Consider the following 21969-nt stretch of genomic DNA (forward strand, 5'->3'; position numbering starts at 1 on the left):
AAATTTACATTCCTAAGGATCGGCGGTTACGATTAAAACTAAGAATTCGCTCCTTAATATGAGCAATTGTTTCTGTGGTTAGGATATTTCTTTTTTCATCTTTTAGATCGCCATTTAGATTTCTTGCAAGAATACGAGCAAAATTTAGCATTGCTTCAAAAGCTGCAAATCCCCCAGAAGGACCTGGTAATCTCATAAATAGGGTAAGCCCTGGTGTGGTAAAACTATTCATTTTATCCAAATTGAATGTTCCAGGTTTAACCATATTGACTATACTAAAAATAGGTTTGTCACGGGCATAAGCATGGAAAATGCTCATTTCCCCAAATTGGAGTCCGTGCTCTATAAAAATGGAAGCGATATCTCTACCTTGAAATACCCCTTTCCCCCGAGCCGTGACAGTTAGAGCAATTATAAGTTCTGGCCCCAGTTCCGTAGTAGGTTGCTTTTTAGTAGGAGATTCTATAAAACTAGATTGAGGTTTAAATGGAGGTTTAGGTGAATAAGCAGGTGATTTAGACCGAATATCTTGAGAAGAAGGTAGTGCTGATTCTTTCTGCCTATCTTCTAAGGAATATTTATTTCCTTTTATTTCATCCGTAGAAAAGGTCGAATATCTTGATTTCTCTTGAGAATAAGGGGGTGTTTTTTCATTAAAAGGATCCTCTACTTCATAGGATTCATCTAAGCTCACAGAGCTTATTTGATCTTTTTTAACTTCTTGATTCCTCCTAAATTGAATTGTGCTTGATGTATCTACGCCATCGTTGAGCGTAGTAGGATGTGAAGTAAAGGAATCCTTTTCTTGATAGGAGGTACTAGATTCCGCTGTAGTTTCCGCTAAATCTAAATCCTCTTTATGAGTATCAACGATATCTTTTTGATGATCATCATCAGTAACTTTTTGCTCACTAGAGATTGCTCCTTTTTTCTTTAACTCCCAGCGAGAGTAAAAATAAATTAATACAAGCAATAGAATACTAATAATAAATAACGTAAGACGTAAATTATTCATAAAATCTCTCTTTATTCTCTATATAGCCGCTAACTCTATGGCTTTATCCATATCTACTGCAACCAAACGAGAAACTCCTGGTTCGTGCATTGTTACGCCAGTTAATTGATTTCCTATTTCCATAGTAGTTTTATTGTGAGTCACAATAATAAATTGTACTTTTTCTGACATCTCTTTTACTAAATTACAAAAACGCCCTACATTTGCTTCATCAAGAGGAGCATCTACCTCATCTAACATGCAAAATGGAGCAGGATTTAGTTGGAAAATAGCAAAAACAAGGGCAATAGCGGTGAGTGCTTTTTCCCCTCCAGAGAGAAGATGAATAGTACTATTTTTCTTGCCTGGAGGACGTGCCATAATAGTTACACCAGAATTGAGCAAGTTATTACTGTCTAACTCTAAATAAGACTTTCCACCACCAAATAGTTTTGGAAAAAGAAGCTCTAATCCTTCATTAACCTTATCAAATGTTTCCTGAAAACGACTGCGCGTTTCTTTATCAATACGTTCAATAGCACCATTTAAAGTATTTAAAGCATCGGTCAAGTCTGTATATTGAGATTGTAAGTACTGCAGACGCTCTTGCTGCGTTTGATATTCTTCAATAGCAGCCATATTAATTGCACCTAGCTGCTGGATTTTTTTGGAGGTGTTCTTATGTTCAGATTCTAATTGAGAAACACTATTTTCCGTTATGCATAAATTTGCTGATACTTCCTCAATATCAAACCCTTGCTCTATAATTTGTTCCTCAAGAGTTTGGATTCGCACTTTAATTTCCTGAGATTCTATTTGTACCTGTGATAAATGGGATCTATCTTCAGAAATAATTATTTCTTGTTCTTTTTTTTGCCGTTGGCATAGATATGCTTTATTCTCCTCATCGGCTATTTCTACTCTGAGAGTATTAAGCAGTTTTTCTATCACAAGCCGTTCTTGAAGCTGTATATCTAATTGTTGTTTTAAATCTTGTATTAGTGATTGATTATCTGAGCATTTTAATGTCAGTGCTACTTGACGTTGCATAAGATCATTATATTCTTTTTGGATTTGCCCTAAAATTTCTTTTGCAGTCAATTTTCTATTCTCTAGGTCTTTACCCCTCATTTCTAATTGATGGATGGCTTCTTTTTGCAGCATAGCTGCATTTTGAATTTTTTCATTTTTATCCCAGATCTCTTTCTTTCTCCCCAAGTAATTGGCTTGAAAGCTCTTAGATTGATCCAGTTCATAGGTTATTTTTTGGAGTTGAATGATAAGTTGTTTTGATTCTTCTTTATTATCACCATATTGATGACTAGCTTCATTACACTCTTGTTCAATTTGTCCCCAGCGAATTTGGTAATGTTCATTTTGTGCCTCAGCTCGAGTTAAACGAGTCTGTTGATGGTGTAATTTCTCTTTTAAAGAATCAATATTTTCTTGGTATTTAATTCGCTCTTTTTTAAACAAACAGATTTGATTATACAATTCTTTTTGCTTTTGTTTAATTAGGGTAGATTCTTGGTGCTGTACATTTATTTTTTCTTGTATCTGACTTATTTCTTGTGCTCTAGTCACTATTCCTGTTTGTGTTTTTTCTTTTTTATTTCCTAAACTTATCCAGTTACTTCCAAGCCAAATTCCATTGCGAGTAATTACAGATTTACCTATAGTAAGTTTAGGCCTTAACATTAAGGCCTGTTCTAAGGTTTCAGTGGTATAAATCCATAAAAGTAAAGAATTTAGGGGAAGAGAGGTATCTACCTTATCCCATAAGGTAGATTTATCTTCAGTAGATTGGGAGTCTGAATATGCAAAATCTGGAGTATTATCCACTAACATAAGCTCTTCTCCAGCTAGAGGAACGAGCTCAATTGGATCCAAGGTAGAAATATTATCTATACAAATTGCTCCTAGATAAGTACCAATAACTCTTTCAACTGCCAATTCCCATCCAACTTCTACTTTAATTTTATTGAGTAACTTAGGATAGTTTTCTAATTTTTGCTGATGAATCCATTGGCCTACCTTATTACTGTAACTAAGGGCTGTTTTCTGTAACTTTTGTAATGAACTTAGCTGTCCTTGCAATCGGTTCCAATGACTTTCATATTCTTGAAGGGTTCGTATCAGTCGTTTTTCTTCTTTCTCATTGGCTAGGATTTTGGTTTTACATTGTTCAAGTTTTGCTTCTTGTTCTGTAATTTCTTGGGTTAGGAAAAAACATTTATTTTCTATAGAATCAATTTGTACTTCTCCTTTTTTTTCAACAAGCTGTTGCTTTTCTAAATTAAGTCGCTCTATTCTTTGAGAAAGCTGAAGCTGCTCTCGCTCCAATTGTTTTAAGCTAGCCTGGACTCCTTGTGATTGCTGTACTAACTTATGATTATATTGGTTTAATTTCTCCCACTGAACTTGCCAATTCTCTATTTCATTTTTTGATTCATTGGCAAGTTTTTGGGCTCTTTTCCACTGGGTTTGCGCATCACTATACTCTTGGTTGCTTTTAATAATTAAGGAATCTACTTGATCAATACTTGCTAGTTTCTCAGTCCTAATTATCTCAATTTGGGTTAATCGATCTGATACTTGCTCTAATTCTTTTTTAGTCTGTATTTGTTGGGTTTGATTATAGTGGATATTTTGTTCTAATTTTGTGATTTCAGTACTTTGATGGTAGTACTGTGTTTGTATTTTTTCCGTTTGTTCTCGGATATTTTGCAATTTTACTTGAGAAGATACCCATTGAGACTCTAAATGCGCTAAGGCTGTAGTAGTTTTCTCTAACTTATTTTCTTGCACTTGAATAGCTTGTTGTTGTTTTTTTCCCTCTTCAATCAGTTGTTGCCAGCGTAATGTATATATTTTCTTTTTAATTTCGTGCTCTGCCGTTTTTAAGGTTTGGTATTTTTCTGCATTTTCTGCTTGGCGTTTCAAAGTATTGAGCTGTCGTTCCACTTCGTTTTTTAAATCTTCAATCCGTGCTAGATTTTCTCTTGTATTTTTCATTCGGAGCTCGGTTTCTCTTCGTCGTTCCTTGTACTTAGAAATACCTGCAGCTTCTTCAAGAAAACCACGCAGTTCTTCAGGTTTTGCTTCAATTAAGCGAGAAATGGTTCCTTGTTCAATAATAGAATAACTACGAGGACCCAACCCTGTACCTAAGAAAATATCGGCAATATCTCGACGACGGCAACGGCTATTATTAAAAAAATAGCTCGATTGCCCATCTCGGCTTACTTGCCGTTTAATGGCAAGTTCGGCATAAGTGGTATATTGTCCCCCTAATCTACCTTGGCTATTATCGAAAATAAGTTCTACAAAACATTGACCGATAGGTTTACGAGAAGTAGATCCATTAAAAATAACATCAGCCATCGAATCACCACGAAGGTATTTAGCAGAACTCTCTCCCATGACCCAACGTACTGCATCAATAATATTGGATTTCCCACACCCATTAGGTCCCACTATGACTACTCGATTACTGGGTAGAGGGAAATTCACTGAATCTATGAAAGACTTGAAGCCTGTCAGCTTAATTTTTTTTAACCGCATCCTTCTATTTTAAGGGATAATACTGTATTTAGATTGGAGATTTTTACAGGAATATGGCTAAATAATGAGTACTCAGCCTAGCAAAACATTAGAGACTTTTCCTAATCCATACCCAAAGCGGGATTATACTATTCGGATTAAAATACCGGAATTTACCTGTCTTTGTCCAAAAACGGGTCAGCCAGACTTTGCCACCCTTCATTTGGAGTATATCCCTGATAGTCACTGTGTGGAGCTAAAAGCTCTTAAGCTTTATATCTGGTCTTATCGAGATCAGGGAGCATTTCATGAGGCAGTCACTAATCAAATTTTAGAGGATTTAGTTGCAGTCTGTAATCCTAGATTTATGCGACTGACCTCAGAATTTAACGTACGAGGCGGAATTTATACTAACGTAGTTGCCCAATACCGCCAACCAAACTGGAGTCCTGATCCTGTTGTACAGTTACCCTAATAAATAATATGGCAGAAGCCTTTTTTGTAGGAATTGATCTAGGTACTTCTGGTTATCGTGCTATTGCAATCACGCAAGAAGGTACTATTGTAGGACAGAGTTATCTTTCATCTTCTATAGAAATTGTTCAGGCAAAAGAGCAAAACCCAATAGATTGGTGGGCAGGAATCAAACAGGTACTCACCCATCTGTTTCAAACAGTACCTGCTTATCAAGTAAAATCCATTGCGGTAAATGGAACTTCTGGAACTGTATTTCTAGTGAGCGCACAAGGTATACCTATCACTCCTGCCTTGCTTTACCACCATAATCTAAGTAAAGAACAAGCACAATATATTGCTCAATATGCTCCTCCCACAAGTGGAGCTTTAGGGGCTACTTCAGGGTTGGCTAAATTACTCTATTTACTACAACACTATCCTGAAGAGGCTAAATATACAGCTTATTTAGTCCACCAAGCTGATTGGATTGCTTTTTGTTTGGGAGCATCGTTAGGAATTAGCGATGAGAACAATTGTTTGAAAACAGGTTATGATCCCTATTATAGAATGTGGCCTACTTGGCTTAATCATCTTCCCATCTCTAATTCTTTACTACCTAAAGTAGTTCCTCCAGGTACCCCTATAGGTAAAGTTAATCAAGAGATGGTAAATGACTTTGGATTAAATCAAGATACTACCTTAGTTGCAGGGACTACCGATAGCGTGGCTGCGGTTATTGCAGCCGGTACTCAACAAGCTGGAGATGCAGTAACTTCCCTAGGTTCAACCCTAGTACTAAAAATTATTACACCTCAGTCTATTTTTAATAAGGATCAAGGAATTTATAGCCATAGATTAGGGGATTTCTGGCTGGCAGGAGGTGCTTCTAATAGCGGTGGTGCCGTACTACAACAGTACTTTACTCAAAACCAGATAGATAAGATGACTCCCCTATTAAAACCTAACGAGCCGACAGGGTTAAACTATTATCCTCTGGTTAATCCCGGAGAGCGGTTTCCTACCTGTGATTCCGATTATCCACCAAGAATGACTCCTCGCCCTAAAAGTGATCTTATTTTTTTTCAAGGAATCCTTGAGGGCATTGCTCAGATTGAAACTCAAGGTTATCACCAGTTACATAAGCTTGGAGCACCTTTTCCTAACCATATTAAGACGGTAGGCGGTGGAGCGAAAAATCTTCCTTGGAAAAAAATTCGAGAACAAACTACAGGTGCCAAAATAACAGTTGCTACCCACACTGAGGCAGCTTACGGTAGTGCATTATTAGCACAGCAAGGAGCCCTTTGTCATGAATACTAATTACCTAATTACTCCAGAGAAAGCAAAAACACTAGCTGGCTTATTTCAAGAACGAGTACGACTGACTCCAAATAAGATTGCATATCAATATTTTAATACAGAGAAAAAAATATGGGTGCAATTAAGCTGGGCTGATATGGATACTGAGCTAAAACGTTGGCAAGCAGCACTTACTAAAGAAGATTTAAAGAAAGGAGATCGGGTTGCTATTATGCTGCCAAATTGCCCCGAGTGGGTGCTGGCAGATCAAGCAGCATTAAGCTTAGGTTTTGTGGTTGTCCCTTTGTATGTCTCTGATCGAGCAGAAAATATTCGTTACATCTTAAAAGATTCTAATGTAAAGTTACTCATCATTAAAAATAGTCGTCAATGGCAGGAAGTAAAACAGGAATCATCATTAGACGAGCTTAATAAGGTAGTCTCTTTGACCCAAGCAGAAAATAGTGAAAGTAAACTTTATACTATGGATCAATGGTTGCCACTCTATGGAGAAGAGATAGCACTTTCTCCCTGTGAGCCCAGTGATCTAGCTACGATAGTATATACCTCGGGTACTACTGGAAATCCTAAAGGGGTAATGCTCAGCCATCAAAACATTTTATGGAATGCTTGTAGTAGCTTACAAAGAGTGCCTGTTTATCCAGAGGATTCTTTACTTTCCTTCTTGCCCCTCTCTCATATGTTTGAACGTACTTTAGGTTATTACCTACCTATGATGGTAGGTGCCTCTGTGAGTTACGCTCGAGCCTCCACTAAGGTAGCTGAAGACTTAGTAACTCTAAAACCTACCACCATGATTAGTGTGCCTCGGGTTTATGAACGGATTTACGATAAAATTCATCAAACCTTAGAGAAAAAACCTAAATGGGTGAAATACTTATTTAGATTGGGCATAGCTAGTGGATGGCAACAATTTAGAGTGCGACAAAAGCAAATCCCATGGCATCTCCTCTGTTTATTTTGTCCTCTACTTAAAAAACAAGTGAGCCAACCCATTTTAGAAAAATTTGGGGGAAATCTCCGAGTTGCTATATGTGGTGGTGCAGCCCTTAGCTATAAAATTTCTAAAGAATTTTTAGCGTTAAACGTACCACTTATTCAAGGATATGGTTTAACAGAAGCAAGCCCTACAATCTGTGCAAATGCTGCCGATAATAATGATCCTCGTAGTATAGGTACTCCTCTGCAAGATGTGGAAATTAAAGTAGAGGGTACTGGTGAACTACTCATAAGAAGCCCTGGAGTAATGTTAGGGTATTGGAATAATCCACAGGCAACCGCCGAAGTGATCGATCAAGATTATTGGCTCCACACCGGCGATCAAGTACGGATAGATCAAAATAGAATTTATATTACGGGAAGAATTAAGGAAATTATTGTGCTCACTAATGGAGAGAAAGTTCCTCCAGCAGAAATGGAAGCAATGATTGGCATGGATCCGCTATTTGAGCAGATTATGGTAGTGGGTGAGCATAAACCCTATTTAGGTGCATTGATCGTATTAAATTCTGATAGCTGGGTTGATCTTGCCAAAAACTTAGATCTTAATCCCAATCAGGAGTGTTCCTTAAAGCATCCAAAGGTGATCAAACAAGTACTAGGGAAAGTAAAATCTCATACTAGATCTTTTCCGGGTTACGCTAAGATACGCAATGTATTCCTTAGCCTAACACCTTGGACCGTAGAAAATGGATTGCTTACTCCAACTCTTAAAATTCGTCGTAATAAAATTCTCTCCCAGTACCAGCGACAAATTGAGGATCTGTATTCATAATGCTTTTTTTAAAAAGCTTAATATTGTTTTTAGTAACAGCTTTAGCTGAAATTATTGGCTGTTACCTTCCTTATTTATGGCTCAAACAAGCTAAATCAGCTTGGTTACTCATTCCAGCAACATTAAGTTTAATTGGCTTTGTTTGGCTACTTACTTTGCACCCGCAAGCTACGGGAAGAGTTTACGCAGCTTACGGTGGCGTATATATTAGTGTGGCTTTATTTTGGTTATGGGCAGTTAATTCAGTAATGCCAACTTGGACAGATTGGCTTGGTGTGGGGCTATGTTTATTAGGGATGGCAATTATTATACTAGGTGCATAAAGTTATATAATCATAATATTAATTTTTATAAACAGTAACCAATTTATTATGGTTAGATATGCTTAAACCCAAAGTATTAGCGGGTTTATCCGGAGGGGTAGATTCTTCAGTAGCCGCTTTGCAATTACAGCAGCAAGGTTATAAGGTGAGCGGCCTTTTTATGAAGAATTGGGTGGATTTTGCAGAAGAATCAGAGTGTACCATCGCAGAAGATCGGCTGGATGCTAAAAACGTTGCCTCTACCCTAGGCATTTCTTTTTATGAAGCAAATTTTGCAGAAGATTATTGGGATCATGTTTTTCAGCATTTCTTAAAAGAATATGAGGCAGGGCGTACCCCTAATCCGGACATTCTATGTAATCGAGAAATAAAATTTAAAGTATTTTTAGATTATGCTCTAAGTGTAGGTAACCATTTCATTGCTACTGGACACTATGCACGGATTTGGCGATCTGATGATGGCTTATACCATCTTCTTAAAGGCAAAGATAATAATAAGGATCAAAGCTATTTTTTATACACTTTAGGTCAGAAACAACTTTCTTATACCCTATTTCCCTTAGGCGATCTTGAGAAAACAGAAGTACGCAAAATTGCTGCCAAAGCAAAGTTTTCTAATTATAATAAGAAGGACAGTACAGGAATCTGTTTTATTGGTGAGCGTCGATTTAAGGATTTTCTCAGCCGCTATTTGTTAAATAAGCCCGGAGAAATCCGTACGCCAAAAGGAGAAATTGTGAGTTATCACGAAGGGTTAATGTATTATACCTTAGGGCAAAGACAAGGATTGGGTATTGGTGGACACAAAAATGGTAATGGGCTACCTTGGTATGTTGTCAGTAAACAACTGGCAACAAATACTCTATATGTTGCTCAAGATAAGGAGCATCCATGGTTGCAAAGCCAGAGAGTTAACGCAAATGAATTGCATTGGGTCGCAGGACAATCCCCTATACTACCTTTTTCGTGTACTGCTAAGACTCGTTATCGCCAACCAGATCAATCTTGTACTCTGACACAAATTACTAGCGATTCTATTGAAGTTATTTTCGATACACCACAACGAGCAGTAACCCCAGGACAAGCAATTGTTTTTTATAAAAATGAGGAATGCCTTGGAGGTGGAACAATTACAACCACAGATGCACCAGGAAGAGCACTATGAAGACAATATGGCATGATAGGGTACTAGCCCTAGCAGGTATAATTCAGGCACTGCACTCAGTACAACAAATAGCACGCCATGGTAGTGTCGCTACTGATACGATAAATGCTAATTTATTTAGTATTTTTGAGCTTAACCCAGAAACTACTGAAGACATTTATGGAGGTATCCAAGGACTTTCCGTAGGGTTAAAATTCCTGAATCAGCAGCTGAATAAAAAACTTCGCCGAGCAGAGCCTGAACTTCTTCGTTATTTAATTACTATCATTTATCTAGAAAAAAAATTAAAACATAACACCCAAATGCTAGATAAAATTGGTCATGAAATAGAGGTGCTTAAGCTGCAGACAGAAAACTTAACCCCAATGCAGCCAGAAACTATTGCCCGTCTTGCCCAAATTTATCTCAATACTATTAGCACTCTTAGCCCAAGAATCCAAATTAGAGGAGAGCAAACCCATTTAAAGCAGGCAGAGAATATTGAATTAGTTCGAGCTTTGCTTCTCTCAGGGATTCGTTCAGCAGTGCTTTGGCGACAAGTAGGAGGACGACGTTACCAACTGCTCTTTAATAATCAGCAGTTATTACGAGAAACAGAATCTATACTACAAAGGCTCTCTGATATTGAGTCGAACCGGTAAATAAATCTATGGAGCAAGATAACCTAGAGCAATTAGAGAAAGAGTATTTAAACTACCATGAGCAAAAATAGCAGGCCATAGGGTATTCCAGCGGATAGTAAAAAAAGCAAGTACCATGCCAAAGAGCCCAGTTTGCACTACCCCTATCCACCCTTGGTATAGATGACCCAACCCAAAAAGAAGTGAGGAAAGTAAAATTCCTTTATGAGTACTCCCAAGGGCTATCGAGCAGCGGTTTAATAAAACGCCTCGTGCCATAATTTCTTCATAAATCCCCACAAAAAGCATCATAAAACTCAGCTCTAATACGGATAGATCATTATCTAATTGATTTGCAATGGTTTGTAGTTGGCTAAGGTGCTGTTCAAGTAGTGGCATATTGAATAGTGCGATAAAAACATTCAATAATATATTGACCCCTATACCACTACCCAACACAATAAAGGCTTGTAAGATATGATTAAGTCTTAGGGGCTGTAATTTTATGTACTGCCAGTTTTGATTACGATACACCAATAAAATTTTTATCCCAGATAAAATGGTTATACCTTGCAAAATTAATAGAACAAATAATTGATGAGCAGTGATAAACGTACCTAACCATTTCACAGCTATTGCACTGATTCCAACAAGAGCTAATGTAAAAAATATATCTGCCCACGCTTGGCTACGGTTCATCGTGATTTATTACCTATAAATTTAAATCCTACACTATAGTAATGCCTGCATTAGAATTAGTTAACCTAAGTAAATCTTACTGGAAGGGAAATACAGAACATATCATTCTGAAAAATTTAAATACTACAATTGAAGCAGGTGAGTATATTGTCCTTTTAGGACGTAGTGGATCAGGAAAATCTACCCTCCTTAATCTAGTTGCTGGTATTGACTATCCAAACGCTGGAGAAGTGAGAGTCGACGATACAAATCTAACTCAACTTTCAGAAGAGCAACGCACCCTATTTCGGCGACGTTATCTGGGTATTGTTTTTCAATTTTTTAATCTTATTCCTACCCTTACGGTTGAAGAAAATGTACTGCTACCTCTAGCACTCAATGATCAAAATAACTCCCAAGGTCAACGTAAAGCAAAAGAGCTACTTCAAGAAATTGGATTATCCGATCGAGCTTATAGTAGTCCTGATGAGCTCTCTGGGGGTGAACAGCAAAGAGTAGCCATTGCGCGCGCACTTATCCATGATCCTGTATTAATTTTAGCCGACGAGCCTACCGGAAATTTAGATTTCGAGACAGGGCAACAAGTTCTTGCCCTTTTAGATCGGATGATCAAACAAAAAGGTAAGACTCTAATTATGGTAACCCATAGCTTAGAGATGATAGGTCAAGCAGATCGGGTGTTAAAACTAGGTTCGACGGGATTAATACCAGAAAAATTTAATTAAATGATCTCTTTTTTCTGGCGAATTAGCTGGCGAAGCCTATTTAATCATCCTTGGCAAATTTTACTTACCTTACTTGGCATTATTCTTGGGGTTGCTGTAGTAATTGCCATTGATCTTGCAAATGGGAGTGCCTATCAATCTTTTACGCTAACTGCAAATAGCATGGCAGGGCGTGCAACCCATGAAATAATTAGCGGTCCTAGTGGTTTAGATGAAAAAATTTATACTCAACTACGACTGACTTGCTCATCTATACCAGCAGCACCTGTCCTAGAAGGATTTGCGTCCTTAGCAGGAGATGAAACACGTCTATTAAGGGTTTTAGGTGTTGATCCTTTCGCTGAAGCCCCTTTCCGAGATTATATTAATCAAAAAAATAACTTAGCAGAAATAGACCTCACTGCCTTATTAACAGAACCTAATACCATTATCCTTGAACAGGCAACTGCTCAAGTACTCCATGTTGCTCTTAAAGATAAAATTCCAGTTGTATTTAACAATACAACCCACCTACTTACCGTCGTAGGTATTTTTAAAGAAGATATTCTTACTCAAAAAGGATTATCCCAAGTACTGATTACTGATATTGCTACTGCTCAAGAAATTTTAGATCAAATAGGTACGCTTACCCGGATTGATCTTATTTTTCCTGCAGATGAGCAGAGAATAGTCCAAGAAAATCAGATTAAGCATTTCCTGCCAGCAGGAACAATACTCAGGACCACTAATGAACGTAGCCAAGCGTTAAGAACGCTTACTGGTGCATTTAAAATTAATTTAACTGCATTAAGCCTGCTTGCTTTACTAGTAGGGGCATTTATTGTGTTTAATACTATTACTTTTCTCTGGTTACAACGACGACGTACCATTGGACTACTTCGTACCTTAGGGGTGACGCAGCAACAAATTTTTTTACTGCTTGTTGCTGAATCCTTAGGAATAGGAATCGTAGGATCCATAGGAGGCATATTTTTAGGAATTTTTCTAGCACAGATTCTACTAGATCCTATCATTCAGACTTTTAATGATCTCTACGCCCAAGTGCAGGTGCAAGGTTTATTTATCTCCTTGAGTACCCTGTTTAAAGGAGCCCTCTTGGGAATAGGAGCTACTTTAGTTGCTACCATTATTCCTGCATTAGAAATTGTTCATACTCCTCCAGGGGTAAGTATTAAACGCGCCCCTTTAGAAGCCCAAGCTCGCCGTTGGATAAAAGGTGCGGCTTTAATAGGCAGTGGGTTATTTATGCTAGGAGTAATTATTTCATTTATTCCTAGTAAAAGTATTATCCTTGGTTTTTTAGGAGTCACCGGGGTCCTTATTGGCGGAACTTTACTTGCTCCTGTTTTTGGTACTTTTTTACTTAAAGTGATATTACCCTTTTTAAAAAATATTTTTGGCACTCTAGGTCAACTCTCAGCTCGAAGCATTATTGCTAGTTTAAGCCGTTCAGGTATTGCTATGGCAGCTCTTACCCTTGCTGTGGCTGCTACTATAGGGATTGGGATAATGATCAGTAGCTTTCGTCATTCAGTAAATCAATGGTTATTAATCACCTTACAGGCTGATCTTTATGTATCTACCACTGGCACTCATACTGGACCAGATAGTCGTTTTTTAGATCCACAGCTTGTGACGCAAATTACTCAATTACCTGAAACACAGTCCGTAAGTACTACTTATTGGCTTCGCCTTGAGAGTGAAGATAGTAATCCTACCGATATGGTGATTTTTAACCCTGCCCCCCAGAGCATAGAGAGTTTTCAATTTGTTGCAGGTAACCCTCAAAAAGCTTGGGATGCTTTTTTAAATGACGAGGCAGTGCTTATTTCTGAACCCTACGCCACCCATCATCAATTATCCCCTGGATCCAAAATAGTACTACCTACGGTGCAAGGCTCCCATGCTTTTACGGTCTCCGGGGTTTATTTCAGTTATGGATCAAACCAAGGGGTAGTGACTGTCCATAAAAAGAACTATGAACGCTATTGGTCTGATTCTAAAGTATCTAGTGTGGGTATCTACGTAAAGCCTCATACTGATTTTGATGCACTTCGTAGTACGTTATTTACGCTAATCTCTCCCAATAGTGGCGTTGAAATCAGCACCAACCGTGAAGTTCGAGATCTATCATTAGAAATTTTTGATCGAACCTTTGCCATTACGAAAATAGTACGCTTTTTAGCTGGATTAATTGCTTTTGCAGGAATTTTAAGTGCTTTAATGGCGCTTCAACTGGAAAGAACTCGAGAGTTTGGTACCTTAAGAGCAATTGGTGTTACCCCTCACCAAATCCGCTGGTTAATTATTGGTCAAACTGGGTTAATGGGAATCATATGCGGATTACTTGCGATTCCTTTAGGATTAGTTTCTGCTGCTGGGCTAATTTATATTATTAATTATCGTTCTTTTGGTTGGACTATGGGGTTTCATATTGATTCTATGGAGCTATTCCAAGGAATTTTACTTGCCCTCATTGCTTCCCTACTGGCAGGGATTTATCCTGCTTGGCGTGCCTCTCAAGTTGTTCCCGCTATTACTCTTTATGAAGAATAATTTTCAATATAGTTTACACTAGTGCTATGGAAGGTCGGGTGCTTATAATTGCAGGATCGGATTCTGGTGGGGGTGCGGGGATTCAAGCAGATATTAAAACTGCCACTGCCCTTGGAGGATATGCAGCTACTGCCATTACTGCTTTGACTGTGCAAAATACCCAAGGGGTATTTGATATTTTACCTATTAATCCTAATTTTATTGCAGAACAGATAAAATGTGTACTCATGGATATTGGTGCTGACTGTATTAAAATTGGGATGCTCCACTCTAAAGAAGTGATTGAAACGGTAGCAGTTACTTTAAAATCATTTGCCTTTGATATTCCTATTGTGCTAGATCCCGTAATGATTGCAAAAGATGGCACTACCCTTCTAGATCCAGAAGGCGTAGCTACTTTAAAACATGATCTCTTTCCATTAGCAACTTTGATTACCCCAAATATTCCAGAGGCTCAAGCATTAACTGAGCTAACCATTAGAGATTTAAAAGAAATGGGTGAAGCGGCTTATCAATTACAAGAGCTAGGTATACCTTGGATCTTAATGAAGGGTGGTCATCTACTTGGTAATCATCTTTACGATATATTGATCTCTAAAAATAATAGAAAGATTTTTAAAAGCCGAAGAATTATTACCCCTCATACCCATGGTACGGGTTGTACCTTAGCTTCAGCTATTGCCACAGGTATTGCCCAAGGGCAATCTATTGAAGATTCTTGCACTTATGCCCATCACTATGTACAAAAGGCTATTCAAACTGCCGTAGGCTACGGTAAGGGAAAAGGTCCTTTAAACCATAACCATACTGTTACTTCTCCTTTTTCAAAGGAAATAATTCACAATTAGGAATAAATTATGTCTAAAAAAACCCTTCAAATTACTGATGCACTATATGATTATTTACTCTCGGTTTCTTTAAGGGAGTCTGATGTTTTAAAAGAGCTTCGAGAAGAAACCAGCACCATGCCCCGTGCTAATATGCAAATTTCCCCTGAGCAAGGTCAGTTTATGGCATTACTCATTGAGCTGATTGGGGCTAAAAAAACCTTGGAAATTGGGGTATTTACCGGTTATAGCTCCCTTTGTACTGCCCTTGCTCTTCCGCCAGATGGAAAAATAGTAGGCTGTGATGTGAGCGAAGAATGGACCGCAGTAGCAAAGCGTTATTGGGAGAAAGCAGGAGTATCTCATAAAATTGATTTACGGCTAGGTCCTGCTATTCAAACCCTCGATCAGCTGATTAACAATGGTGAAAGTGGTACTTTTGATTTTGCATTTATAGATGCAGAAAAAGTGGAATATGAAGATTATTACCAACGGACATGGAAACTTCTACGCTCAGGTGGTTTAATTGCAGTAGATAATGTACTTCGTTCTGGACGGGTAATCGATCCAGATTTCGATGATGAAGATACAAATGCTATTCGTAACTTTAACTTAGCTCGTTTTAATGATAAAAACGTACCCCTAAGCTTAGTTCCTATTGCCGATGGTTTAACACTGATTCGTAAATCTTAAAAAATAAATAACAAAGCTAGAGTCTGGTTGAAATCAAAGACTCTAGCTACAAAAACCTAAGAAGTACGATGGATCAACTCTATAAATTCAGATCGAGTACGAGGATCTTTTTGAAAAGTGCCTAACATGGAGCTGGTCACCGTATGGCTATTTTGTTTCTGCACCCCTCGCATTACCATGCAAAAATGGCAAGCCTCCAATACTACCCCTACTCCACGAGGGTTCAAAATAGACATCAGCCCTTGAGCAATTTGATTAGTCAATCGTTCTTGTACTTGAAGTCTTCTTGCAAACACGTCAATCACTCGAGCAATTTTACTTAATCCCACAATCTTTTTATTAGGTAAGTATCCTACATGGGCTCGACCAAAGAAAGGGAGCATATGATGTTCGCATAAAGAATAAAATTCCACATCTTTGACAATGACCATCTCTTCACATTCATCATCAAACAGAGCATCTTTCACTACTTCTTCTACCGTTAAGTGATAGCCGCTGGTTAAAAAACCAAAAGCTTTAGCCACTCGTTCTGGTGTTTTTTTAAGCCCATCTCGGTCTGGATCTTCACCAACACAAGTTAGAATCTGCTTTACTGCACTCTCAAGCTCTGGATCGTAGTAATCATTGCATTGTTCCTGTGTAATTTTTTTATCCATGTAACTTACCTATTTTATGCTAGAGCTTAAAAGTATTTTATTATAACAGCCTAGATAAATAGGGCTAAAAAAACTAAGCTATCTTTCATCCCTAAGGGTTTGCATATCAATGACAAATCGGTACTTTACATCGTTGTTAAGCATCCGCTCATAAGCCTGATTAATATCTTTCATAGGGATGATTTCAATATCGCTTACAATATTATGTTTTGCACAAAAATCTAGCATTTCTTGCGTTTCTTTAATTCCCCCAATTAAAGATCCAACAATTGCTCTACGCTTAGCAACGAGATTAAAAACATGTGATGAAGGATGAGGAGTAGTTGGAATACCCACTAAGCATAAAATACCATCCTTTTTCAAGAGACTAAGATAATTATCTAGATTATGAGGCACTGCCACCGTATTGATAATAAAATCCAAACTAGCAGCATGGGCATTCATTTGCCCTGGATCTTTAGAAATCACTACCTCATCTGCTCCCAGATTTTTAGCCTCTGTAGCTTTATTTGGAGAAGTGGTAAACAGTACCACATGAGCACCCATCGCATGAGCAAGTTTTACCCCCATATGACCTAACCCACCTAAACCTACAATGCCTATCTTTTTAGTAGAGTCAACATTCCAATGACGCAACGGAGAATACATGGTAATTCCAGCACATAATAAGGGGGCTACCGCTGCTAAATTATTCTTATGAGCGATAGAGAGTACAAACTGCTCGTCAACTACAATATGGGCTGAATAGCCACCAAAAGTATGACCATAATCATCTTTACTGTTATAGGTTAAGGTAAAGCCTTGCTCGCAATAATTCTCTTCTCCTGCTTGACAAGGGCTACACTGTCCACAGCTATCTACCATACAGCCTACCCCTACCGTATCTCCTACTCCAAACTTAGTAACCTCTTTGCCTACTGCGACCACAGTCCCAATAATTTCATGACCAGGCACACAGGGATAGAGCGTTTCTCCCCAGCTTCCCCATTCGTTACGGATCATATGTAAATCAGAGTGACACACGCCACAGTAGCGAATATTAATAGCTATATCTTTAGAGTTAGGCGTACGGCGTTCAATGGTATGGGGAACTAAAGGCTGATCTGCACTTTGAGCAGCATAAGCAGCAATCTGAGGCATTTATCTCTCCTATATTCTGAAAAGAATTTATAAAATACTATACTTCAGTATAGTGCCACTTTACTAAATTTGTATTAGTAAAAACCCTTTATAAAAAAATACCCCCCTATGGTGTTTAGGGAGGTATTCTGAAGTTTGGAATAAATAATGTATCTAGTTATTGTACTAGAGATTAGAACTAAACTTATGCAGCAATCGTGCTGAGCTTTCTACGTGGATTAAGCTTTGGAGTAATACTCATTAAAAGTAAGCCCAAACCAAATAATCCTAAAACATGAGGCTCTGGTACAGAAGGACCACTGGGATCTACTGACTCTACCATGACAGCGAAGTCATTAAAATCATTATCTCCAGTACCATAAGCCATATCTTCCCAAGCAAGGATGTATTCATTGGCAAGAAACTTAGAAGAACCCGCACCAAGATTTAGGCTCACCCCATGACCGCCTTCATAAGCCACCATTTGAGCATTCCCATTTGGATTTAAAGATGGATCAGAGTAGAAAGTACCTCCTGGACCCTCTAGATAATACCCAAATAGATTGTTAGTACCAAAATTTGCAGATTGCTGCCCCAGAACATCTCCACTGCTGTCAAATTGGGTAGCCTTATAACTTCCGCCGCCTATATTTTTTAAGGTGGTTGAATAAGCATCAGATGCAGATCCGCTGAACAGCTGTAACTTATTATCTTTATTAGTAGGATCATAGATCCCAAATGTATTTAAGCCTGCATTACCTGCAATTTCAAACATTAAGGCATTTTCACTACTGCCGGTTGAACCAATAGACCATAGGGCACTTGGATTGATCTGATCTGTGTAAACATCAATACCAGTGCTACTTGTAGTGATGCTATTTAGCTTATCTTGTAGGTTTTGACCATCACTACTTACTGTATTAATACAAGTTACATTCCCATCATAGCCAACTGGGCAAGGCGGACTTGATATAGGATCTGCCATGGCTTGGCTAGCGAGTAAAGTAGTTGTTAGCCCAGCAACGCTTAAAAAAAACGATTTTTTATAATTGTGCATCAATATGCTCCTTTCTATAGTTAAAAAACTTAACCTTCATTAGGCTAAGAAAATTTATAACTAGAAAAGAGCAAAAATTATGCCAAAAATTAATAAACTAACTTATTTAATAATCACTGCTAAGTAAAATCATATAATTATATATAAAAAAAATTTTTTACTTCGCAAAATGCAAAATTTTGTACTATACAAAAAGCAGTTTTTACGTTAAAAAAGGAAAGTTTTGTGTATTATTGTGACCTTTTTTGTCAAACCTATTCATTATAAAGAATTAATTTCTACTAAAAGACGTATTTATTTTATACTTATGTTAAGTAATCTATAGGTAATATCTATATTTTATAATAATCAAATAGCTATTACCTATTAACATATGCATATAAAATACCTGATTTATAATGACATTATTTGTCACAATTCTGCATTAATTTGGTACGGATTTAAATGAAAGCATCCCTAGTAAAATACACCTATTATTACTCATTCTATGAAATAACTAAAAAGAGCAAATACGCTTTAATAAATCATTCTAGCTAGAAAAACTGGCGTATTTTCTATATCTTTTTATAATATCCCTATTTTTATAAAGTTTTTGGGGTACTTAAATAATCAAAACTAAATATGGCTGGGATAATATGGAAAGTAATGTAAAGCGTGTCGTAATTACCGGGCTAGGAATTATCTCTAGTATTGGTAACAATAAAGAAGAAGTTCTAAAATCCTTGAAAGAAGGTCGATCAGGTATTGAGTTCTGTCAAACTTATGCTGATCTTGGCTTGCGTAGTCATGTCCATGGGTCATTAAAAATTGATGTAAGTAATTTTATTGACCGTAAAATTCTACGCTTTATGGGGGATGGTGCCGCATATAACTATCTTGCTATGGAACAAGCAATTGCTGATGCAATACTGACCCCAGAAATTATTTCACATGTACGTACAGGAATCATTATGGGCTCTGGAGGACCTTCTACTAGAAATGTAGTCTCCTCTGCAGATACTCTACGGGAAAAAGGAATACGCAGGGTGGGGCCTTATATAGTGCCAAGGGCCATGAGTAGCACGAATTCAGCTTGTCTAGCCACTGCTTTTAAAATTAAAGGAGTCAATTACACAATTAGCTCTGCTTGTTCTACCAGTGCCCATTGTATTGGCAATGGAGTCGAGCAAATCCAATTTGGAAAGCAAGATGTTGTTTTTGCAGGCGGTGGTGAAGAATTAGATTGGACTCTTACCCAGATGTTTGATGCGATGGGTGCCCTTTCTTCTAAATATAACGATCGCCCTGAAACTGCCTCTCGCCCTTATGATATAAACCGAGATGGATTTGTCATTGCAGGCGGTGGCGGTGTTGTGATTCTTGAATCTTTAGATCATGCCCTTGCCCGTGGTGCGAAAATTTATGCAGAAGTGGTAGGCTATAGTGCAACTTCCGATGGTTATGATATGGTTGCTCCTTCTGGAGAAGGGGCAGTTCGATGCATGGAGCAGGCTTTAGCTACAGTAGATCGCCCCCTTGATTATATTAATACCCATGGTACCAGCACCCCTGTAGGGGATGTTAAAGAGCTTGAAGCGATTAAAACAGTATTTGAAAAACGTAATGAACAAACCCCTACGTTAAGCTCTACTAAATCTTTAACCGGTCATAGTTTAGGTGCTACAGGGGTTCATGAAGTAATTTATTCTTTACTTATGATGGAACATAGCTTTATCTCTGCTTCAGCTAATATTGAGAATATGGATCCCTCAGCAGTATCACTTCCTATTGCAAAAACTAGGATTGACAATAAGCCAATAGATACAGTCATGTCTAATAGTTTTGGCTTCGGGGGTACTAATGCTTGTATTGTGTTACAAAAATACCAAGGGTAATTTTTAATTTTATCTATTTTCTAAATTTTTCTCATTTTGTGAAATTACTAAAAGCTGGTTTAATACCTTGAGTATTTTTCTAATTTACGTAGAGGTGAACAATGAGTTCTTCCCTGTTTAGTTTTGAAAAAGATTTTCGCTCCTGCCGTATTATATGTACCCTTGGTCCTGCCAGTTACTCAGAAACAGTGATTGAAAAAATGATTCTTTCTGGTATGAATGTAGCTCGGCTTAATTTTTCTCATGGTACCTATGAAGATCATAAAAAAACAGCAGAAATTATTCGAAAAGTATCTCAAAATTTAGGAAGACCTGTAGCCATTTTACAAGATCTCCAAGGTCATAAAATTCGTGTAGGTCATGTGCAAAACCAAGAATATATTCCTCTCACAAAAGGACAAACAATTTATTTAGGTCATGGAGAAACAGTCTCAGATCAGTGTATTGGGATTGACTATAAAGGAATTGCTCGACAAGTCTCTACCGGTGAATCCATTTACTTAGATGATGGTGCCATTGAGCTTAAAGTACTAAGCATAGATGGGGAAGATATTACCTGCCAAGTAAGCCTTGGTGGAAATCTTAAAAGTAGAAAAGGAGTGGTTTTTCCTGATACTCATTTGGATTTTCCATTGATAGATGAAAAAGATAATGCGGATGCTCAATTTGGAGTCAGCCTTAATGTAGATATGATTGCCATGTCTTTTGTCCGATCTGATGTAGAAATCGTGGAAATGCGAAAACGATTAGCTACATGGGGGAAGCAAGATGCGTTCATTGTGGCAAAAATTGAAGATCGAGAAGGATTAGAAAATTTAGATAAAATTTTAAAAGTAGTCGATGGGATTCTGATTGCTCGTGGTGATTTAGGCGTGATGCTGCCTCGAGAAAAAATCCCTGGTATTCAGAAGAGAATAATTCAGCAAGTAAATGCTGCTGGCGTTCCAGTCATTACTGCTACTCAAATGCTGGAGAGTATGACCTATAATAATAAGCCTACTCGAGCCGAAGTCACTGATGTCCATGATGCGGTAATAAGTGGATCAGATGCGGTGATGCTTTCCGGGGAAACAGCAGCAGGATCTTATCCTGTTTATGCGGTGCAAGAAATGGATCGGATTGTGCGAGAAGCAGAAAAAGAGCTCCATAGCACAAAAAAAGAAATTCCTATTTATGAACAACAAACCACCCGTGATAAGGTAGCCGCTTCTGTAGTGAATTTAGCTTATAACACGGGAGCTCGTTGTATTCTTGTATTTTCCGCTACAGGTAAGACTATCCAATCTTTAGCGGCAGTAAGAAGCCGTACCCCAGTATATGGAGTGGTAGCTGAAGAGCAACTGTTGCGCAGATTAATACTTTACCGAGGCCATTCAATGATTGCAATTCCTGAAGAAAAACAATTAGAGAATTTAATTGCTCCTACTTTTCAGCAATTAAAAGAAAAAGAAATTATCCAGCCTGGTGATTCAGTGGTAGTGGTAGCAAGGCAGGAAAAAGCAGGAATGCAAGAATCCTATTTAATTAAGCTTCATGTTTTAGGGTAATTACTACAATACAAAGTAGCT

Annotated in this window: 18 protein-coding genes; 12 read left to right on the forward strand and 6 right to left on the reverse strand. The window is 37.8% G+C overall.

Annotation, left to right across the window (positions count from 1 at the left end):
* Positions 1-4: 4 nt before the first annotated feature.
* A complete protein-coding gene (gene zipA / locus NSCAC_RS04670) occupies positions 5-1015 on the reverse strand; it encodes a cell division protein ZipA (protein ID WP_197743703.1) in 1011 nt (336 codons plus the stop codon).
* Positions 1016-1033: 18 nt separating this feature from the next.
* Entirely contained in the window at positions 1034-4558 is a 3525-nt protein-coding gene (gene smc, locus NSCAC_RS04675; RefSeq protein WP_197743704.1) for a chromosome segregation protein SMC, read from the reverse strand.
* 64 nt (positions 4559-4622) lie between these two features.
* On the opposite strand from smc, the gene queF reads away from it, so the two are divergent.
* The 6 genes from queF to hflD are packed head-to-tail and all read left to right on the forward strand — an operon-like array spanning position 4623 to position 10216.
* Positions 4623-5012, forward strand: a complete 390-nt coding sequence (queF, locus tag NSCAC_RS04680; protein WP_197743705.1) for a preQ(1) synthase — start codon at positions 4623-4625, stop codon at positions 5010-5012.
* A gap of 8 nt (positions 5013-5020) precedes the next feature.
* Positions 5021-6313, forward strand: a complete 1293-nt coding sequence (locus NSCAC_RS04685) for an FGGY-family carbohydrate kinase (RefSeq protein WP_197743706.1) — start codon at positions 5021-5023, stop codon at positions 6311-6313.
* Positions 6303-8087, forward strand: a complete 1785-nt coding sequence (locus NSCAC_RS04690; RefSeq protein WP_197743707.1) for an AMP-dependent synthetase/ligase — start codon at positions 6303-6305, stop codon at positions 8085-8087. The genes NSCAC_RS04685 and NSCAC_RS04690 overlap by 11 nt, the downstream gene beginning before the upstream one ends.
* On the forward strand, positions 8087-8410 hold the full coding sequence (locus NSCAC_RS04695; protein WP_197743708.1) for a YnfA family protein: 324 nt from the start codon (positions 8087-8089) through the stop codon (positions 8408-8410). The genes NSCAC_RS04690 and NSCAC_RS04695 overlap by 1 nt, the downstream gene beginning before the upstream one ends.
* A 58-nt stretch (positions 8411-8468) precedes the next feature.
* Positions 8469-9575 (forward strand): tRNA 2-thiouridine(34) synthase MnmA, encoded by a 1107-nt coding sequence (gene mnmA / locus NSCAC_RS04700; protein ID WP_197743709.1) that lies wholly within the window; start codon positions 8469-8471, stop codon positions 9573-9575.
* Entirely contained in the window at positions 9572-10216 is a 645-nt protein-coding gene (gene hflD, locus NSCAC_RS04705; RefSeq protein WP_197743710.1) for a high frequency lysogenization protein HflD, read from the forward strand. The genes mnmA and hflD overlap by 4 nt, the downstream gene beginning before the upstream one ends.
* Positions 10217-10222: 6 nt before the next feature.
* On the opposite strand, the gene NSCAC_RS04710 is transcribed toward hflD, so the two are convergent.
* Positions 10223-10894 (reverse strand): CPBP family intramembrane glutamic endopeptidase, encoded by a 672-nt coding sequence (locus NSCAC_RS04710; RefSeq protein WP_197743711.1) that lies wholly within the window; start codon positions 10892-10894, stop codon positions 10223-10225.
* 41 nt (positions 10895-10935) lie between these two features.
* Between NSCAC_RS04710 and NSCAC_RS04715 the strand changes: the two genes are divergently transcribed.
* Genes NSCAC_RS04715 through NSCAC_RS04730 form a run of 4 tightly spaced genes read left to right on the forward strand, consistent with a single transcriptional unit; the run spans position 10936 to position 15695 of the window.
* Entirely contained in the window at positions 10936-11619 is a 684-nt protein-coding gene (locus NSCAC_RS04715) for an ABC transporter ATP-binding protein (RefSeq protein WP_197743712.1), read from the forward strand.
* Positions 11620-14175, forward strand: a complete 2556-nt coding sequence (locus tag NSCAC_RS04720) for an ABC transporter permease (RefSeq protein ID WP_197743713.1) — start codon at positions 11620-11622, stop codon at positions 14173-14175. It begins immediately after the preceding gene.
* 26 nt (positions 14176-14201) lie between these two features.
* A complete protein-coding gene (thiD, locus tag NSCAC_RS04725; protein ID WP_197743714.1) occupies positions 14202-15023 on the forward strand; it encodes a bifunctional hydroxymethylpyrimidine kinase/phosphomethylpyrimidine kinase in 822 nt (273 codons plus the stop codon).
* Positions 15024-15032: 9 nt separating this feature from the next.
* Complete coding sequence (locus NSCAC_RS04730) at positions 15033-15695, forward strand: class I SAM-dependent methyltransferase (protein WP_197743715.1); 663 nt, start codon at positions 15033-15035, stop codon at positions 15693-15695.
* Between the two features lie 56 nt (positions 15696-15751).
* On the opposite strand, the gene folE is transcribed toward NSCAC_RS04730, so the two are convergent.
* The 3 genes from folE to NSCAC_RS04745 all read right to left on the reverse strand — a co-directional run bounded on the left by folE (position 15752) and on the right by NSCAC_RS04745 (position 18527).
* Positions 15752-16351: a GTP cyclohydrolase I FolE gene (gene folE, locus NSCAC_RS04735; RefSeq protein ID WP_197743716.1), complete on the reverse strand. Its 600-nt coding sequence runs from the start codon at positions 16349-16351 to the stop codon at positions 15752-15754.
* 78 nt (positions 16352-16429) lie between these two features.
* Positions 16430-17491: an NAD(P)-dependent alcohol dehydrogenase gene (locus tag NSCAC_RS04740; protein ID WP_197743717.1), complete on the reverse strand. Its 1062-nt coding sequence runs from the start codon at positions 17489-17491 to the stop codon at positions 16430-16432.
* Positions 17492-17675: 184 nt separating this feature from the next.
* Positions 17676-18527 (reverse strand): DUF4114 domain-containing protein, encoded by an 852-nt coding sequence (locus tag NSCAC_RS04745; protein ID WP_197743718.1) that lies wholly within the window; start codon positions 18525-18527, stop codon positions 17676-17678.
* Between the two features lie 635 nt (positions 18528-19162).
* On the opposite strand from NSCAC_RS04745, the gene fabB reads away from it, so the two are divergent.
* Both fabB and pyk read left to right on the forward strand, forming a co-directional pair.
* Positions 19163-20401, forward strand: coding sequence for a beta-ketoacyl-ACP synthase I (gene fabB, locus NSCAC_RS04750; protein ID WP_197743719.1), 1239 nt, complete (start codon positions 19163-19165; stop codon positions 20399-20401).
* 101 nt (positions 20402-20502) lie between these two features.
* Positions 20503-21948, forward strand: a complete 1446-nt coding sequence (gene pyk, locus NSCAC_RS04755; protein WP_197743720.1) for a pyruvate kinase — start codon at positions 20503-20505, stop codon at positions 21946-21948.
* Positions 21949-21969: the final 21 nt, after the last annotated feature.

The organism is Candidatus Nitrosacidococcus tergens, assembly GCF_902810445.1.
GTDB classification, from domain to species: domain Bacteria; phylum Pseudomonadota; class Gammaproteobacteria; order Nitrosococcales; family Nitrosococcaceae; genus Nitrosacidococcus; species Nitrosacidococcus tergens.

Bases quoted from the DNA above. Each gene is read 5' to 3' on its own strand.
- fabB (WP_197743719.1), top strand. From the start codon at position 19,163: ATGGAAAGTAATGTAAAGCGTGTCGTAATTACCGGGCTAGGAATTATC.
- NSCAC_RS04745 (WP_197743718.1), bottom strand. From the start codon at position 18,527: ATGCACAATTATAAAAAATCGTTTTTTTTAAGCGTTGCTGGGCTAACA.
- zipA (WP_197743703.1), bottom strand. From the start codon at position 1,015: ATGAATAATTTACGTCTTACGTTATTTATTATTAGTATTCTATTGCTT.
- thiD (WP_197743714.1), top strand. From the start codon at position 14,202: ATGGAAGGTCGGGTGCTTATAATTGCAGGATCGGATTCTGGTGGGGGT.
- smc (WP_197743704.1), bottom strand. From the start codon at position 4,558: ATGCGGTTAAAAAAAATTAAGCTGACAGGCTTCAAGTCTTTCATAGAT.
- queF (WP_197743705.1), top strand. From the start codon at position 4,623: ATGAGTACTCAGCCTAGCAAAACATTAGAGACTTTTCCTAATCCATAC.
- NSCAC_RS04710 (WP_197743711.1), bottom strand. From the start codon at position 10,894: ATGAACCGTAGCCAAGCGTGGGCAGATATATTTTTTACATTAGCTCTT.
- NSCAC_RS04690 (WP_197743707.1), top strand. From the start codon at position 6,303: ATGAATACTAATTACCTAATTACTCCAGAGAAAGCAAAAACACTAGCT.
- NSCAC_RS04695 (WP_197743708.1), top strand. From the start codon at position 8,087: ATGCTTTTTTTAAAAAGCTTAATATTGTTTTTAGTAACAGCTTTAGCT.
- NSCAC_RS04720 (WP_197743713.1), top strand. From the start codon at position 11,620: ATGATCTCTTTTTTCTGGCGAATTAGCTGGCGAAGCCTATTTAATCAT.
- mnmA (WP_197743709.1), top strand. From the start codon at position 8,469: ATGCTTAAACCCAAAGTATTAGCGGGTTTATCCGGAGGGGTAGATTCT.
- NSCAC_RS04740 (WP_197743717.1), bottom strand. From the start codon at position 17,491: ATGCCTCAGATTGCTGCTTATGCTGCTCAAAGTGCAGATCAGCCTTTA.
- hflD (WP_197743710.1), top strand. From the start codon at position 9,572: ATGAAGACAATATGGCATGATAGGGTACTAGCCCTAGCAGGTATAATT.
- folE (WP_197743716.1), bottom strand. From the start codon at position 16,351: ATGGATAAAAAAATTACACAGGAACAATGCAATGATTACTACGATCCA.
- NSCAC_RS04685 (WP_197743706.1), top strand. From the start codon at position 5,021: ATGGCAGAAGCCTTTTTTGTAGGAATTGATCTAGGTACTTCTGGTTAT.
- NSCAC_RS04715 (WP_197743712.1), top strand. From the start codon at position 10,936: ATGCCTGCATTAGAATTAGTTAACCTAAGTAAATCTTACTGGAAGGGA.
- pyk (WP_197743720.1), top strand. From the start codon at position 20,503: ATGAGTTCTTCCCTGTTTAGTTTTGAAAAAGATTTTCGCTCCTGCCGT.
- NSCAC_RS04730 (WP_197743715.1), top strand. From the start codon at position 15,033: ATGTCTAAAAAAACCCTTCAAATTACTGATGCACTATATGATTATTTA.